The following is a 13,510-nucleotide window of genomic DNA, read 5'->3' as shown; positions in this document are numbered from 1 at the left end:
TAAGGAGTGTCCGTGGTTGAGGAGCTGCGGTGCGGGGGGCGTCCGGAGCTGGCGCGGGCGCGCAGGCGGCTGGGCATGAGCCAGGAGCAGGCGGCCGAGGCGGTCGGGGTCTCGGTCACGACGTGGGCGCGGTGGGAGCGCGGTGAGCAGGGGGTGCGGGCCTGCTACCGGGCGAGGATCGCCGCCGTGTTCGGGGCGGAGCCGCATCGGGTGGAGGAGTGGATAGAAGGCTGGGCCCTGACGGCGACATCATCGTGTCCGGCCGCCGACAGCGCGGGCGGCTCGCCGATGGCTACCGTGAAGGCCGCCGCGCATCTGTGGAGGTTGGAGATGGACCCGTCCCGGCGTCACCTGCTGGCCGCGCTGCCGTTCGTGCCCTCGGCGCTGGGGGAGTGGCTGTTGGCGTGGCAGTACGGTGGTCCGGTCGCGTCGGTGGCGCGTCTCGGGGCGGGACCTGTCGTGGGACTCGCCGACGTGGCCAGGATCAACGAGGCTCGCAAGGCGTTCGTGCAGATGGACCGCCGATTCGGGTCCGGACTGGTCCGCCCGGTGGTGATGCGCTATCTGAACGAGAACGTCGCTCCGTTGCTGCACGGGCGGTATGACGACGAGGCCGGGGCCGAGTTGATGAGCGCGGCGGCGGGGATGAGCTGGCTGGCGGGCTGGACGGCCTTCGACATCAGTCGGCACGGCGAGGCCCAGCAGCACTTCGGCCAGGCGCTACGGCTGGCCAAGGCGGGGAACGACCCACTGACCGGTGTGTGGGTACTGGCCACGCTGACCCGCCAGGCGATCCACCTGGAGCAGCCCACCTGGGCGGTGTGGCTCGCCCGCGCGGCGGCGGACACCGCGCGCCGGGCTGACGCGCCGCCGCGCGTCATGGCGTTGATCCTCGTCAAGGAGGCGTGGGCGACGGCCTTGGAAGCGGGCGAAGCGGAGACCGCCGACCGGCACACCGCGAGGCGGGTGGAGCGCCTGCTCGCCGAGGCCGAGAGCGCCTACACGCGGGGGACCACCGACCGCGATCCGGAATGGGCCGACAGGTTCGAGGAGGCAGAACTGACCGGTGAGGCCGGGAACTGCTGGCGTCTGCTGGGCGAGCACCGGCGGGCGGCGGAGTGGGCGGAGGCGGCTGTGAACGCCTTCGGTGAGCGTCTTCCTCGATCGGCTCAGCTCAACCGGATTCACGCCGCCGAAGCGTATCTGGAGATGGGTGAGGTGGAGCAGGCGCTCGCCAGTGCGCGGTCCGCCGTTCCGATGACCAGAACCCTCACCTCCGCCCGTCCGGCCGATCTCCTCCGGCGGTTCGCCGGGCGGCTGGAGCCGTACGGTGACAGCGTGATGGTCCGGGAGTTCCGCGACCACCTGCGCGTCGAACTCGCCGCCTGATGGTGACGATGCGGGCGAGCGCCTCCCGTCGGGGCCTGACCTGCTTCCTGACCGGCTTCGGGTCCTCAATCACCTCGGACGTCAGCCGCCCGGGGCGGTGAGGGACGACGCGGCGGAGCGGATGAGTTCGGCGCGGGAGGTGATGCCGAGCTTCGTGAAGATGTTGCGCACGTGGTAGTCGACGGTGCGGGGGCTGACGAACAGCCTCGCCGCGATCTCCCGGTTGGTCGCCCCCTCGGCGACGAAGCGGGCGATCTGCAACTGCTGGGCGGTCAGCACCTCCCCGATGGAACTGCCCGGCCCGGACACCGGCTCACCGGCGGCCCGCAGCTCGGCCGCGGCCCGCTGCCGCCAGCGCGCGGCGCCGAGCCGTTCGAAGACCTCCGCCGCCTCGCGCAGATGGTCGCGCGCCTCCTCGCGGCGGCGCCGGCGGCGCAGGTACGTGCCGTACAGCAGCGCGGTGCGGGCCCGTTCGAAGTCCCGTTCGCCGCGCGCGTGCAGTTCCAGGGCCGCCAGGTAGTGCTCGCCGGCGTCCCGTTCCGGGGCCAGCAGCGCCCGGCACCGCTCCACCAGAGCCCGCGCCCACGGGCTGCCGACGGTCTCGGCCCAGGTGCGGAACGCCTCCAGGGCGCGGGCGGCGCGCTCGCGGTCGCCGTCGCGTACGGCGGCCTCCACGTAGTGCGGGGCCGACAGCAGCGTGATGGCCCCGTGGCCGAGGCCGGCGTCGGCCCGGCTCATCCGCGTCAGGCGTTGTGCGGCCTGGCCGTACCGGCCCGCCGACAGGTCGCTGAAGGCCAGCGCCCAGGTGGCCACGGCGGCGGCCAGGCCGATGCGGTGCTCGCGGGCGCGGGCCAGCGCGGCCTGCGCCCGTTCCCGGCAGGCGTGCTCGTCGCCCTCGATGGCGGCGTGCAGCGCGAGGAGGGCGTGCAGGTGGCAGACGCAGTTGAGCTGCCCGGTGTCGGTGGCCAGGCGCAGCCCCTCCAGCGCGTTGGCTCCGGCCATGCCGAGCCGGCCGGTCCACAGCTCGCTGTAGACGAGCAGTTCCAGGGCCTGCGGGACCGCGGTCACCGCGCCGCGGGCGCGGGCGAGTGCCACCGCGCGGGAGGAGAGCGCGTGCGCGGCCTCGTCGTCGCCCAGCATGAGCGCCGCCGTGCCGGCCCATCCCAGGGCGTCGGGGTCGGCGACGAGTCCGGCCGCGTCCACCACCTGGCGCAGCGGTCCGACGGCCCGCGGGAGGTCGCCGGAGGCGGCCTCGGCCAGCGCGGCCAGGTAGGCGCGCATCAGCGCGGCACGCGTGCCCGGCGTGTCGCCCAGGGAGCCCGCCCGGCGGGCCGCGGTGGCCAGCCGTACGAGGTCACCGGCGTAGGAGGCGGCCTCGGCGGCGCCCATCAGGGCGCGCAGGGCCCGCGCGGGGTCGGGCAGGCGCGCGGCCGACAGCAGTGACTCGTAGGCGGTCCCGGTGGCTCCGACCCGCAGGCCGATGACCCCGGACAGGAAGGCGATCTCGTCGGGATCCCCGGTCTCCTCCGGCTCACCGGGGCCCGCCGCCCTCTCCGGGGCGGTGTCTCCGGTCCTCTCCGGGGCCGGGAGGCCGGGGTCGTCGCCGGACGGACGCGCGGAACCGGCGTCGGCGTCGGCGCCGGTCGGCCGGCCGGCGCGGTCCAGCAGGTGGACCGCGAGGTCGGTGTGCCCGGCCTGCCAGCGGTCCCACGCCGCCGCGACGAGGCGCCGCCCGCGCTGGGCGGCGGCCGGGGTCAGCTCCGCGGCCCGCTCCAGGGCGACGGCCGCGGCCGCGTAGCCGCTGCGCACCCGCGCCCGTACGGCGGTCGCCTCCAGTTCGGCGGCCAGGCCGGCGTCGGGTTCGAGCGCGGCGGCGGCCCGGTGCCAGGAGCGCCGGTCCGGCGGCCCGGAGGTCTCGGCCAGCACCTGGTGCGCCCACCGCCTGCGGGTCAGGCCCGCCCCCTGGTGGACGGCCGAGCGCATGAGCGGGTGCCGGAAGCGCACGCCCGCCTCCGAGAGCTGGACCAGCCCCGCCGCCTCCGCCGCCTCGATCGCCGAGACGTCGATCCGGGCGTGGGCGGCGGCGCGGACCAGGGTCGCCGCGTCGATCTCCGACTCCACCGCGGCGAGCAGCAGCAGCGTCCGCGTGTCCTCCGGGAGCGCCGCGACCCGGTCGAGGTAGGCGCGCTCCAGGCCGGGGCCGACCGGCAGCGGCCGGGGGAGGGCCGTACGGCCGGCGAGCTGGTCGGGGGTGAGTCCGTCGACGATCTCCCGCAGCGCCAGGGGATTGCCGCCGGTGTGCGCGACCAGCCGGGCGCACACCGCCTCGCCGACCGGTCCCCGGGCGCGCTCGCGGACGAGCCGGCCGGCCGCCTCCGCCTCCAGCCCGCCGACCTGTGCCGTCGGCAGCCCCTGGAACACCGGGGGGTGGTCGGGGCGGCGGGCCGCCAGCAGCGCCACCCCCTCCGCCTCCAGCCGGGCCGCGGCGAAGGCGAGGGCGTCGAAGGAGGGGGCGTCCATCCAGTGCGCGTCGTCCGCCACGGCGAGGACGGGGCCGCGCTCGGCCGCCTCCGACAGCAGGCTGAGCACCGCCACCGAGATCAGGAACCGGTCCGGCGCGGGGCCCTCGGCCCGGCCGAGCGCGACCGCCAGGGCCCGGCGCTGCGGCTCGGGGAGCCCGTCGACCAGCGGGGTCAGCGGGCGGACGAGCCGGTGCAGCGCGGCGAAGGGCAGCCGTGACTCCGACGGCACCCCCCGGGCCGCCAGCACGGTGAAGCCCCCGGCGCGGGTGGCGGCGTAGTCGAGCAGCGCGGTCTTCCCGGCCCCGGGCTCGCCGACCAGCACCCGCACGCCGCTGCGTGAGGCGGCCGCGGCCCGGACCAGGGCGTCGAGGTCGGCCCGTTCTCGTTCGCGGCCGTGCAGATCGGGGGGTGTGATGGCCGTCACACCCCATAAGTTACTTGCCAGTCACATCCGTGTGAATAGGGGACGGCCAACGGGTCCCCCGGTGAGATCACCGGTTCGGAGAAGACCGGTGATGTCACCGGTGCCCCGGAGCCGCCGTCGACGGACTCTTTCGTCGGCGCCGCCGTGTTCGGCGGGCCGTACGAAGGAGGAGAAGCCCATGCGACGACGGCTGTGGCTCGCCCTGGTGGCGGGACTGGCGATGATCGTCCCGTTCGTCCCCGCCCCGGCCCAGGCGGCCGCCCCCGACCCCGTCATCTTCGTGCACGGCTGGGCGGGGGCCGCCTGGAACTGGGACGTCATGAGGGGCGACTTTCAGCGGGACGGCTGGCCCGCCGACCGGCTGTTCGCCTGGGGCTACAACTCGGCGCAGTCCAACGTCACCACCGCGAACCAGCTCGCGGACTTCGTGAACCAGGTCCGCGGCCGGACGGGCGCCCAGAAGGTGGACATCGTCACCCACTCGATGGGCGGCCTGTCATCGCGCTGGTACCTCAAGTTCCTCGGCGGCGTCGACGCCGTCGACGACTGGGTGTCCGTCGGCGGCCCCAACCACGGCACCAACGCCTCCTACCTCTGCGACCTGCTGATCGTCTCCTGCGCGGAGATGAACTACCACTCGTCCTTCCTGGACCGGCTCAACGAGGGCGACGAGACGCCCGGCGCGGTCCACTACGGCGCGTTCCGGTCGTGGTGCGACGAGATCATCAACCCCGACGACAGCGTGAAGCTGGACGGCGCGACCAACGTCAACGTCGGCTGCATCGGCCACCTGTCCCTGCTGCTCTCCTGGTCGGTCTCCCAGCAGGTACGCGACTTCGTCCGCTGACGATCCGTACGGCGGTCCGGTACGGCGGGCGGGCCGGGCCGCCTCCACCGGTCACCGCGCCCGGCGTCCCGGCGCGGTCCGGAACCACCGCGACCGGGCCGCGCCGGTCCCCTCAGAGCTTGCGGAAGGTCCTGGCCTCCTCGGCGGCGGCGACCACGTCCTCCAGCGAGGCGCCGGAGCCCGCCGAGACGACCGCCGCGATCGCGCCCTCCACGAACGGCACGTCCGCGATCACCACGCCGGGACCCTCCATGAGCCGGGCGGTCAGCACCGAACTGCCCAGGTCCGGGATCAGGACCACCCCGTCGCCCCGGTCCACCTCCTCGATCGCCCTGGACACCAGGTCGGGGCTGGTGCCGAGGCTGCCGTCGTCGGTGCCGCCGGCCCCGGCCAGCGGCACGTCCGCGCCGCCGATCTGCCGGGCCAGCCGTACGAGCTCGTCGGCCAGCGGGCCGCTGTGGGAGACGAGGACGACGCCGACCATCACACCGGTCCTTCCTGGGCGGGCCGGGAGGGTTCTCCCGCCGTCGGCCCGGACGGTTCTCCCGCCGCCCGCCGGGACGGTGAACCGGACGGGTCTTCCGCCGGCCGCCGGGACGGTGAACCGGACGGGTCTTCCGCCGGCCGCCGGGACGTCCCCTCCGCGGCGGACCCGGACCGCCCGTCCGGGTCGCCCGCCGTACGGGACACCGCCGCGTGCAGCGCCCGGACGATGAGGGCGGTGGACGCGGCGCCGGGGTCCTCGTGCCCCACACTGCGCGGGCCGAGATAGCTGGCCCGGCCCTTGCGGGCCTGCATCGGGATCGTGGCCTGCGCCCCGGCCTCCGCCGCCTCCGCCGCCGCGCCGACCGCCTCCACCGGCGCCCGCTCCTCCTGTACGGCCTGCGTCAGCGCCCGGAGCGCCGGGGCGAGCGCGTCCACCATGGTCTTGTCGCCCTCGGCGGCCGATCCCAGCCTCCGGATCCCGGCCAGCCCGGCGGCCAGGGCCTCGTCCAGGTCGGCGAGGGAGACCTCGGGGGAGTCGCCCAGCGCCTTGCCCGCCTCCCGGAACGCCATGCCGTACAGCGGCCCGGACGCCCCGCCGACCTTGCGGATCAGCGTGTTGCCCACCAGGGACAGCAGCGCCCCCGGGGTGTCCGGCCGGCCGCCGGCCAGTGCCTCGGCGACCGCGGTGAAGCCCCGGTCGAGGTTGGCCCCGTGGTCGGCGTCGCCGATCGCGGAGTCCAGCGCGGTCAGCCGGTCCCGGTCGGCCCGGACCGCCGCGGCGATCCCCTCGACCCACGCGGCGAAGAGGGCGGCGTCCAGGCCGCCGGTCGCGCCGGCCGTACCGGTGGCACCGCCTATACCGGCCGGGCCGCTCATGCCCCCCGTGCCGACCGGGTCCGTCGTGCCGGTCGTGTCGTCCGTGGCGTTCGTGTCGCTCATCCCGTCGGCGTTCCCCGTGCCGCCCGTGTCACGCGCGCGGTCGTCCGGCCCGGTCACGTCAGCGGCCCCACCGCAGCGCAGGCGTCTGCACCGGCGCGTCCCACAGCCGGGTCAGCTCCGGCGTCAGCAGGCAGGCCGTCACCGAGAAGCCCTGCATGTCGAGGCTCGTGACGTAGTCGCCCACCAGGTTGCGCGACGGCGTCGCGCCCTTCTCCTCCAGGTAGGCGGCCACCTCGGCGAAGGCGACGTACAACTCGATCAGCGGGGTGCCGCCCATGCCGTTCACCATGACCAGGACGTCCCCTTCGAGGGGCATGTCCTCGTGGAGGGCGTCCATCGCGACGCGCACCAGCTCGCGCGCCCCGCGCATGGCCGACCGGGCGCGGCCGGGCTCCCCGTGGATGCCGATGCCCAGCTCGACCTCGTCGTCGCCCAGGTCGAAGGTGGGCACGCCCGCGGCGGGCGTGGTGCAGGCGCTCAGCGCGACGCCGAACGACCGGCTGCGCGCGTCGACCTCCTCGGCCACCCGCCGCACCTCCGCCAGCGGCGCGCCCTCCTCCGCCGCGGCTCCGGCGATCTTCTCGACGAAGACCGTGGCGCCGGTTCCCCGGCGTCCCGCCGTGTAGAGGGAGTCGCGGACGGCCACGTCGTCGTCGACCACCACGGTCGCGACCTCCACGCCCTCGTCGGCGCACAACTCGGCGGCCATGCCGAAGTTCAGGACGTCGCCGGTGTAGTTCTTCACGATGTGCAGCACCCCGGCCCCGCCGTCCACGGCGGTACTGGCCGCGATCACCTGGTCGGGGACGGGCGAGGTGAAGACCTCACCGGGGCAGGCGGCGTCGAGCATGCCGTACCCGACGAAACCGGCGTGCAGCGGCTCGTGTCCCGAGCCGCCGCCGGAGACCAGGCCGACCTTGCCCGGACGTGGTCCGGAGGCGCGCGTCACGAACTGGTTCTTCACATCGACCCGCAGGTCCGGGTGCGCGGCGGCGAGCCCGCGCAGCGCGTCGGCGACCACCGAATCGGCACTGTTGATGAGCTTCTTCACATCCCGAAGATCTGCCCGTTCGGCGGGGAGGGCAAGCGCCGCGACCGGAAAACCTCGGTGTCCGGGGCCGGAACGCGGTGTGGTTGGGTTGAATCTTGTGAACGTCATCGAGACGCTGGGACTCGCCGGGGTCGGGGCGCTGGCCGGGGTGGTCAGCACGGTGGTGAGCCTGGCGTCCGTCGTCTCCTACCCGGCGCTGCTGGCGTTCGGGCTGCCCCCGCTGACCGCGAACGTCACCAACACGACCGCCCTGGTCTTCACCGGCCTCGGAGCGGCGGCCGGGTCGCGGCCCGAACTGGCCGGGCAGGGCGGGCTGGTGCTGCGCATGGGCTGGGTGACGGCGCTCGGCGGCGCCACGGGTGCGGCCCTGCTGCTGCTCACGCCGTCGCGGACGTTCGAGGCGATCGTGCCGTGGCTGGTCGCGGTCGCCTCGCTGACGCTGATCCGCCCGCCCCGGCTGCCCGGCCTGGTCTCCGGCGCGGGGGCGGGGGCGGAGAAGCGCTGGCCGGTCCGGGCCGCGCTGTTCGCGGTCGCCACCTACATCGGCTACTTCGGCGCGGCCGGCGGGATCGTCATGTTCGCGGTGCTCACCGCCGTGCTCGACCAGTCGCCGGTCCGGGTCAACGCCGTGAAGAACGTCGTGTCCTCCTTCGCCAACGCCGTCGCCGCCCTCGGCTTCGCGGTCTTCGGGCCGGTGCAGTGGTCGGCGGCGGTCCCGCTGGCCGCGGGGTTCCTGGTCGGCGGGCGGATCGGCCCGGTGATCGCGCGGCGGCTCCCCGGCGCGTCCCTGCGCGTCGTCGCCGCCGTCTGCGGCCTGCTCGTCGCGGCCAAGCTCGCCCTCGACGCCTATCTCTGAACGGCCGCCCCGGGCCGGGGACGACACGGCGCGGAGGGATGGCGGAGGCCTCCGGCGTGTAGGAGGATCCGACCAGGCCATCTCCCGACCTCGGAGGCGTCATGTCGGTGCTGCGGAACCTGGTGGAGAGCATCCGTAACGGCGGGATAGAGGTGATCGACCTGACCGCGCCGCTGTCGTCCGAGACGCCGATCCTGCGGCTGCCGGAGCCGTTCGCGAACACGGTCCCGTTCACGCTGAAGGAGATCAGCCGCTACGACGACCGCGGTCCCGCCTGGTACTGGAACGACTTCACCACGGGCGAGCACGTCGGAACGCACTTCGACGCGCCCGTCCACTGGGCGACCGGCAAGGACGGCGAGGACGTCTCCCAGGTGCCGCCGGAACGGCTCGTCGCCCCCGCCGTCGTGCTGGACGTCGCGGGCGAGGCGGCCGGGAACCCCGACTTCCTGCTGGAGATCGGCCACATAGAGGCGTGGCAGAAGGAGAACGGGCCGCTGCCCGACGGCGGGTGGCTGCTCTACCGCACCGGGTGGGACGCCCGCTCCCACGACCAGGAGAGCTTCCTCAACGCCGACGAGACCGGCCCTCACAGCCCCGGGATGTCGGTGGAGTGCGCCAGGTGGCTGGCGGAGGAGACCCCGATCGCCGGGATCGGCGTGGAGACCGTGGGCACCGACGCGGGCGCGGCGCACGGCTTCGACCCGCCCTTCCCGTGCCACTCGTTCCTGCTGGGCGCGGGCAAGTACGGCCTGACCCAGCTCCGCAACCTCGACCGGCTCCCGGTCACCGGCGCGGTGGTCGTCGCCCCGCCGCTGCCCATCGTCGGCGGCTCGGGCAGCCCGGTGCGGGTGCTGGCCCTGGTCGAGCGGTGAGCGGCGGCGGGACCGTCGCGGAGACCGTCGGCGCGGTCCTCGCCTCCCTGGGCGTGGACACCGCGTTCGGGGTGGTCGGCAGTGGCAACTTCCACGTGACCAACGCGCTGGTCGCGCACGGCGTGCGGTTCGTCGCCGCGCGCCACGAGGGCGGGGCGGCGACCATGGCCGACGCCCACGCGCGGATGACGGGCCGGGTCGGCGTGCTCAGCGTCCACCAGGGGCCGGGGCTGACCAACGCGCTGACCGGCGTCGCCGAGGCGGCCAAGAGCCGGACGCCGCTCGTCGTGCTGGCCGGTGAGGTGACCGCCCCGCGGTCCAACTTCTTCGTGGACCAGGCCGCGCTGGCGGCGGCGGTCGGAGCCGTCCCGATGCGGGTCGGCTCCGCCGCGGACGCCGCGGCCCTGACGGCCGAGGCGTTCCGCGCCGCCCGCGACGGGCGCCGCACCGTCCTGCTCGGCCTGCCGCTGGAGGTACAGGCGCTGACCGTCTCCGGTCTGCCCGGGGTGGGGGACGGGGAGACCGGCGGCTCCGGGACCGCCGGTTCCACTCGATCCGCTGATTCCGTCCGATCCGCCGGTCTCGCCGGCGGGGCGCGCCCGCTCCCGGCCGGACCCGACCCGGAGGCGGCCGCCCGGCTGGCGGAGATCCTCGCGGGCGCGCGGCGGCCGGTGTTCGTGGCCGGCCGGGGAGCCCGTACGGCCCGGCGCGAGCTGGAGGAGCTCGCCGAGCGGGCCGGTGCGCTGCTCGCCACCTCCGCCGTCGCCAAGGGTCTGTTCCGGGGCAGCCCGTGGGACCTGGACGTCAGCGGCGGCTTCGCCTCACCCCTGACCGCCGAACTGATCCGCGACGCCGACGTGATCGTCGGCTGGGGATGCGCCCTGAACATGTGGACCACCCGGCACGGCGCGCTCGTCGGCCCGGACACCGTGGTCGTCCAGGTGGACCTGGATCCCGACGCCCTGGGCGCGCACCGCCCGGTCCGCCTCGGGGTGACCGGCGACGTCGCCCGCACCGCGCGGGCCGTCGCGGACCTGCTCGCCGACGGGGCCGGGGCCCGCCCCGCGCCCGTCGTGGCGGACGGAGAACCCGGCGGGACGCGCGCCGTGCCGGAAGGGGCGGGGCCGCGTGCCGTACGGCGGGAGCCCGGGACGCGCGCAGTGCCGGGCAGGGCGGGGTACCGGTCGGAGGCGCTGGCGCTGCGGATCGCCCGGGAGGTCCGCTGGCGGGACGTCCCGTACGCCGACGAGAGCGGCGACGGCCGCATCGACCCCCGGACCCTGACGATCGCGCTCGACGACCTGCTGCCCGTCGAGCGCGTCGTCTGCCCCGATTCCGGAAATTTCATGGGATATCCGGCGATGTTCATGGACGTCCCGGACGAAGGGGGCTTCTGCTTCACCCAGGCGTTCCAGTCGATCGGCCTCGGCCTGGCGACCGCGATCGGTGCGGCCCTCGCCCGGCCGGACCGGCTGGCGGTGGCGGCGCTCGGCGACGGCGGCGCGCTGATGGGCGTCTCCGAGCTGGAGACGGTCGTACGGCTCGGCCTGCGCATGGTGGTCGTGGTCTACGACGACGAGGCGTACGGCGCCGAGGTGCACCATTTCGGACCGGACGGCCATCCCCTGGACACCGTGGTCTTCCCACCGGCCGACATCGCCGGCATCGCCCGGGGCTTCGGCTTCGAGGCGGTCACCGTACAAGCCCCCGGAGACCTCGCGGCGGTGGCCCGGTGGCTGGACGGCCCGCGGGAGCGGCCGCTGCTGGTCCACGCCCGTGTCACCCGGGCGCGCGGCTCGTGGTGGCTGGAGGAGGCGTTCCGCGGCCACTGAGGCGGGCCCCCGGGTCCGCCACGGGTTCTCCCGGTCCGCCACGGGGTCCCCGGTCCGCCGCGGTCCTTCGGCCTGCCCCGGTCCCACCCCGTCGCGGGACCGTGGCAGGCCGGTGAGCGGGGAAGCTGAGGTACGGTTCAGCCATGGCTGAGATCGTGTATCCCCCGGTCATCGGGGCCGCGCGGACCATGTTCCGCGCGCTGGATTTGAAGATCCGCGTCGAGGGCGCCGAGCGGATACCGAGGACCGGGGGCGCGGTGCTGGTCAGTAACCACATCAGTTATCTGGACTTCATCTTCGCCGGCTTCGCCGCCCTGCCGGCCAAGCGGCTGGTCCGGTTCATGGCCAAGAAGGAGGTCTTCGACCACAGGATCTCCGGTCCGCTGATGCGCGGCATGCACCACATCCCGGTGGACCGCGCGGCGGGCGCCTCGGCGTTCGGGGCGGCCATGAAGGCGCTCAAGGCGGGCGAGGTCGTCGGCGTGTTCGCCGAGGCCACGATCAGCCGGTCGTTCACCGTCAAGGACATCAAGAACGGCGCGATCCGGATGGCCGTGGCCGCCGGGGTGCCGGTGATCCCGGTCGCCCTGTGGGGCACGCAGCGGCTGTGGACCAAGGGCCGCCCCAAGAAGCTCCTCCAGCGGCACGTCCCGGTGACCATCCTGGTCGGCGAGTCGATGCATCCCAAGCGCGGTGACGACTACGACGCCGCCACCGCCGACCTGCGCACCCGCATGACCGAGCTGCTCGACCGGGCCCAGCGGAACTACCCCGAGCAGCCCCAGGGCGTCTGGTGGCAGCCCAGGCACCTCGGCGGGACCGCCCCCACCCCGGAGGAGGCCGCCCAGATGGACGAGGCCGAGGCCAAGGAGCGGGAGGCCCGCCGCCAGGCGTGAGCCGGAGGGCGGGCCGCCACGACCGCCCGCCCCCGGAGTCCCGCCGCGTGGAGGACGCGCGGCGGGACTCGCGAAGGACGCGCGGCGGGACTCGCACGGGGAGGACGCGCGCCGGGAACGAGCCGGAGGGCGGCCCGCCGCAAGCCGGAGGCAGGTGATCCGCAAGCGGCAGGGTGCACCTTTCCGTTCCATGAACGACGCGCTGGAAAACCTCCTCGACGCCATGGAGCCCGGACCGGCCCCGGGTCCCGGGCGCACCCCCGGACCCGTCGGCATGACCGTTCTCCTGGTCTGCTGGCTCGCCCTGGGCCTGATGCCCTTCGTCTTCGCCGTGGACGACCTGGAACTGGCGACCGGCCGGACCGGCACGCCGGGCACGCTCACCGTCGTCTCCTGCGTGCCGCTGGGGGAGGGGCGTTACGACTGCCGGGGGAGGTTCACGCCCGATGGCGGCGGCGCGGCGATCGCGGTGACGGCCTCGCCCGACTCCACCGCCGGGGACGTCAGGCGCGCCCGGCTCGCCCCCGGCCGCGACCGCGCGGTCCCGACCGGGACCGCGGGCCTGCTGGCCGCGCTGACCATGCCCTTCCTCGGCGCCGGTGTGCTCGCCTTCCTCCCCTACGTGGCGCTCCACGCCCTGCGGATACGGCGGGGCCGCCGGGGTGCGGTGATCTTCGGGGCGCTCCTGACGTCCGTCGCGGTGGCGGGGATGGTGGCCGGAATGGTGGCGTCCTACTCCTGATCGGGGGCCGGCCGTGCCTTTCCCCGGATCCGGGACCGTTCCTGATCCCGGGGGGCCGGTCGCGCTTCTCCCCGGATCCCGGCCTGTTCCTGATCCCGGAGGACCGGCGGCCGGTGGTCAGAGGCGGTCGGCGACGCGTTCCAGCAGGGGGAGCGCCTCGGCGAGCAGGCGCCGTTCCCGGTCGTCCAGGGCGTCGCCGAGCGCGCGCTCCAGCCGTTCGGTGACGGCCTGGGTCCGGCCGTCGTGGGCGCGCGTCCCGGCCTCGGTGAGCCGGCTGACGACCTTCCGGCCGTCCCGCGGGTCGGGCTCGCGGGCGATCAGGCCACGCCTGGCCAGCGCGCCGAGCGTCGTGCCGATCGCCTGGGGGGTGACCTGCTCGGAGTCGGCCAGCTCGGCGGAGGTCGAGGGACCCAGGCGGTGCAGCCGGGACAGCACGGCCAGCTCGGTGAAGGTGAGGTCGCTCGCGCTGTCGGCGACGCCGTACAGCTGCCTGATCCGGCGGGCGATGCGGCCGACGGCGATCCTGAGGTCGCGCGCCGTGTGATCCGGCCGGCCGGAATCCGCCGGGGTGTCGTCCATCATGATGCCAAGGTTAGCTTTATCAATCTGACTTTGCTACTTTCGCGTCATCCCGGTATCCCCCGGCATCCA

The 13,510-nt window shown here is 75.1% G+C and carries 12 protein-coding genes; 7 read left to right on the top strand and 5 right to left on the bottom strand.

What is annotated here, in order from left to right; all coding sequences use genetic code 11:
* Positions 1 to 12 precede the first annotated feature (12 nt).
* A complete protein-coding gene (locus tag ACZ6W9_RS32365) occupies positions 13 to 1,389 on the top strand; it encodes a helix-turn-helix transcriptional regulator (RefSeq protein WP_389967232.1) in 1,377 nt (458 codons plus the stop codon).
* 81 nt (positions 1,390 to 1,470) lie between these two features.
* On the opposite strand, the gene ACZ6W9_RS32360 is transcribed toward ACZ6W9_RS32365, so the two are convergent.
* Complete coding sequence (locus tag ACZ6W9_RS32360; RefSeq protein ID WP_470121164.1) at positions 1,471 to 4,335, bottom strand: helix-turn-helix transcriptional regulator; 2,865 nt, start codon at positions 4,333 to 4,335, stop codon at positions 1,471 to 1,473.
* A 178-nt stretch (positions 4,336 to 4,513) separates the two neighbouring features.
* Between ACZ6W9_RS32360 and ACZ6W9_RS32355 the strand changes: the two genes are divergently transcribed.
* Positions 4,514 to 5,182 (top strand): esterase/lipase family protein, encoded by a 669-nt coding sequence (locus ACZ6W9_RS32355; RefSeq protein ID WP_389967238.1) that lies wholly within the window; start codon positions 4,514 to 4,516, stop codon positions 5,180 to 5,182.
* 112 nt (positions 5,183 to 5,294) lie between these two features.
* On the opposite strand, the gene dhaM is transcribed toward ACZ6W9_RS32355, so the two are convergent.
* From dhaM to dhaK, 3 genes are read right to left on the bottom strand one after another with little or no spacing between them, the layout of a single operon-like run.
* The gene (gene dhaM, locus ACZ6W9_RS32350; protein WP_470121162.1) at positions 5,295 to 5,666 is read right to left on the bottom strand and encodes a dihydroxyacetone kinase phosphoryl donor subunit DhaM; all 372 of its coding nucleotides are present in this window, start codon (positions 5,664 to 5,666) and stop codon (positions 5,295 to 5,297) included.
* Positions 5,666 to 6,607, bottom strand: a complete 942-nt coding sequence (gene dhaL / locus ACZ6W9_RS32345; protein ID WP_470121160.1) for a dihydroxyacetone kinase subunit DhaL — start codon at positions 6,605 to 6,607, stop codon at positions 5,666 to 5,668. Before dhaL ends, dhaM begins: the two co-directional genes overlap by 1 nt.
* A gap of 58 nt (positions 6,608 to 6,665) precedes the next feature.
* Positions 6,666 to 7,658: a dihydroxyacetone kinase subunit DhaK gene (gene dhaK / locus ACZ6W9_RS32340; RefSeq protein WP_470121158.1), complete on the bottom strand. Its 993-nt coding sequence runs from the start codon at positions 7,656 to 7,658 to the stop codon at positions 6,666 to 6,668.
* A 97-nt stretch (positions 7,659 to 7,755) separates the two neighbouring features.
* Here dhaK and ACZ6W9_RS32335 point away from each other — a divergent pair, with 97 nt between their 5' ends.
* The 5 genes from ACZ6W9_RS32335 (at position 7,756) to ACZ6W9_RS32315 (ending at position 12,859) form a co-directional block, all read left to right on the top strand.
* Positions 7,756 to 8,514: a sulfite exporter TauE/SafE family protein gene (locus ACZ6W9_RS32335; protein ID WP_470121156.1), complete on the top strand. Its 759-nt coding sequence runs from the start codon at positions 7,756 to 7,758 to the stop codon at positions 8,512 to 8,514.
* A gap of 101 nt (positions 8,515 to 8,615) precedes the next feature.
* Complete coding sequence (locus ACZ6W9_RS32330) at positions 8,616 to 9,389, top strand: cyclase family protein (RefSeq protein WP_389967254.1); 774 nt, start codon at positions 8,616 to 8,618, stop codon at positions 9,387 to 9,389.
* Complete coding sequence (locus ACZ6W9_RS32325) at positions 9,386 to 11,221, top strand: thiamine pyrophosphate-binding protein (protein ID WP_470121154.1); 1,836 nt, start codon at positions 9,386 to 9,388, stop codon at positions 11,219 to 11,221. Before ACZ6W9_RS32330 ends, ACZ6W9_RS32325 begins: the two co-directional genes overlap by 4 nt.
* Positions 11,222 to 11,364: 143 nt before the next feature.
* Positions 11,365 to 12,117 carry a lysophospholipid acyltransferase family protein gene (locus ACZ6W9_RS32320; RefSeq protein WP_362939945.1) on the top strand — a complete coding sequence of 251 codons (753 nt, stop codon included), beginning with the start codon at positions 11,365 to 11,367 and terminating at the stop codon, positions 12,115 to 12,117.
* A gap of 190 nt (positions 12,118 to 12,307) precedes the next feature.
* On the top strand, positions 12,308 to 12,859 hold the full coding sequence (locus ACZ6W9_RS32315) for a hypothetical protein (protein WP_362939948.1): 552 nt from the start codon (positions 12,308 to 12,310) through the stop codon (positions 12,857 to 12,859).
* A gap of 117 nt (positions 12,860 to 12,976) precedes the next feature.
* Here ACZ6W9_RS32315 and ACZ6W9_RS32310 read toward each other — a convergent pair whose 3' ends face one another.
* Positions 12,977 to 13,441 (bottom strand): MarR family winged helix-turn-helix transcriptional regulator, encoded by a 465-nt coding sequence (locus tag ACZ6W9_RS32310; protein ID WP_362939951.1) that lies wholly within the window; start codon positions 13,439 to 13,441, stop codon positions 12,977 to 12,979.
* Between the last annotated feature and the right edge of the window lie 69 nt (positions 13,442 to 13,510).

It is taken from the genome of Streptosporangium sp. NPDC053982 (assembly GCF_055585205.1).
This window is presented reverse-complemented; position numbering and strand designations above follow the sequence as displayed.

Bases quoted from the DNA above. Each gene is read 5' to 3' on its own strand.
- ACZ6W9_RS32355 (WP_389967238.1), top strand. From the start codon at position 4,514: ATGCGACGACGGCTGTGGCTCGCCCTGGTGGCGGGACTGGCGATGATC.
- dhaM (WP_470121162.1), bottom strand. From the start codon at position 5,666: ATGGTCGGCGTCGTCCTCGTCTCCCACAGCGGCCCGCTGGCCGACGAG.
- dhaL (WP_470121160.1), bottom strand. From the start codon at position 6,607: ATGAGCGACACGAACGCCACGGACGACACGACCGGCACGACGGACCCG.
- ACZ6W9_RS32330 (WP_389967254.1), top strand. From the start codon at position 8,616: ATGTCGGTGCTGCGGAACCTGGTGGAGAGCATCCGTAACGGCGGGATA.
- ACZ6W9_RS32320 (WP_362939945.1), top strand. From the start codon at position 11,365: ATGGCTGAGATCGTGTATCCCCCGGTCATCGGGGCCGCGCGGACCATG.
- ACZ6W9_RS32315 (WP_362939948.1), top strand. From the start codon at position 12,308: ATGAACGACGCGCTGGAAAACCTCCTCGACGCCATGGAGCCCGGACCG.
- ACZ6W9_RS32310 (WP_362939951.1), bottom strand. From the start codon at position 13,441: ATGATGGACGACACCCCGGCGGATTCCGGCCGGCCGGATCACACGGCG.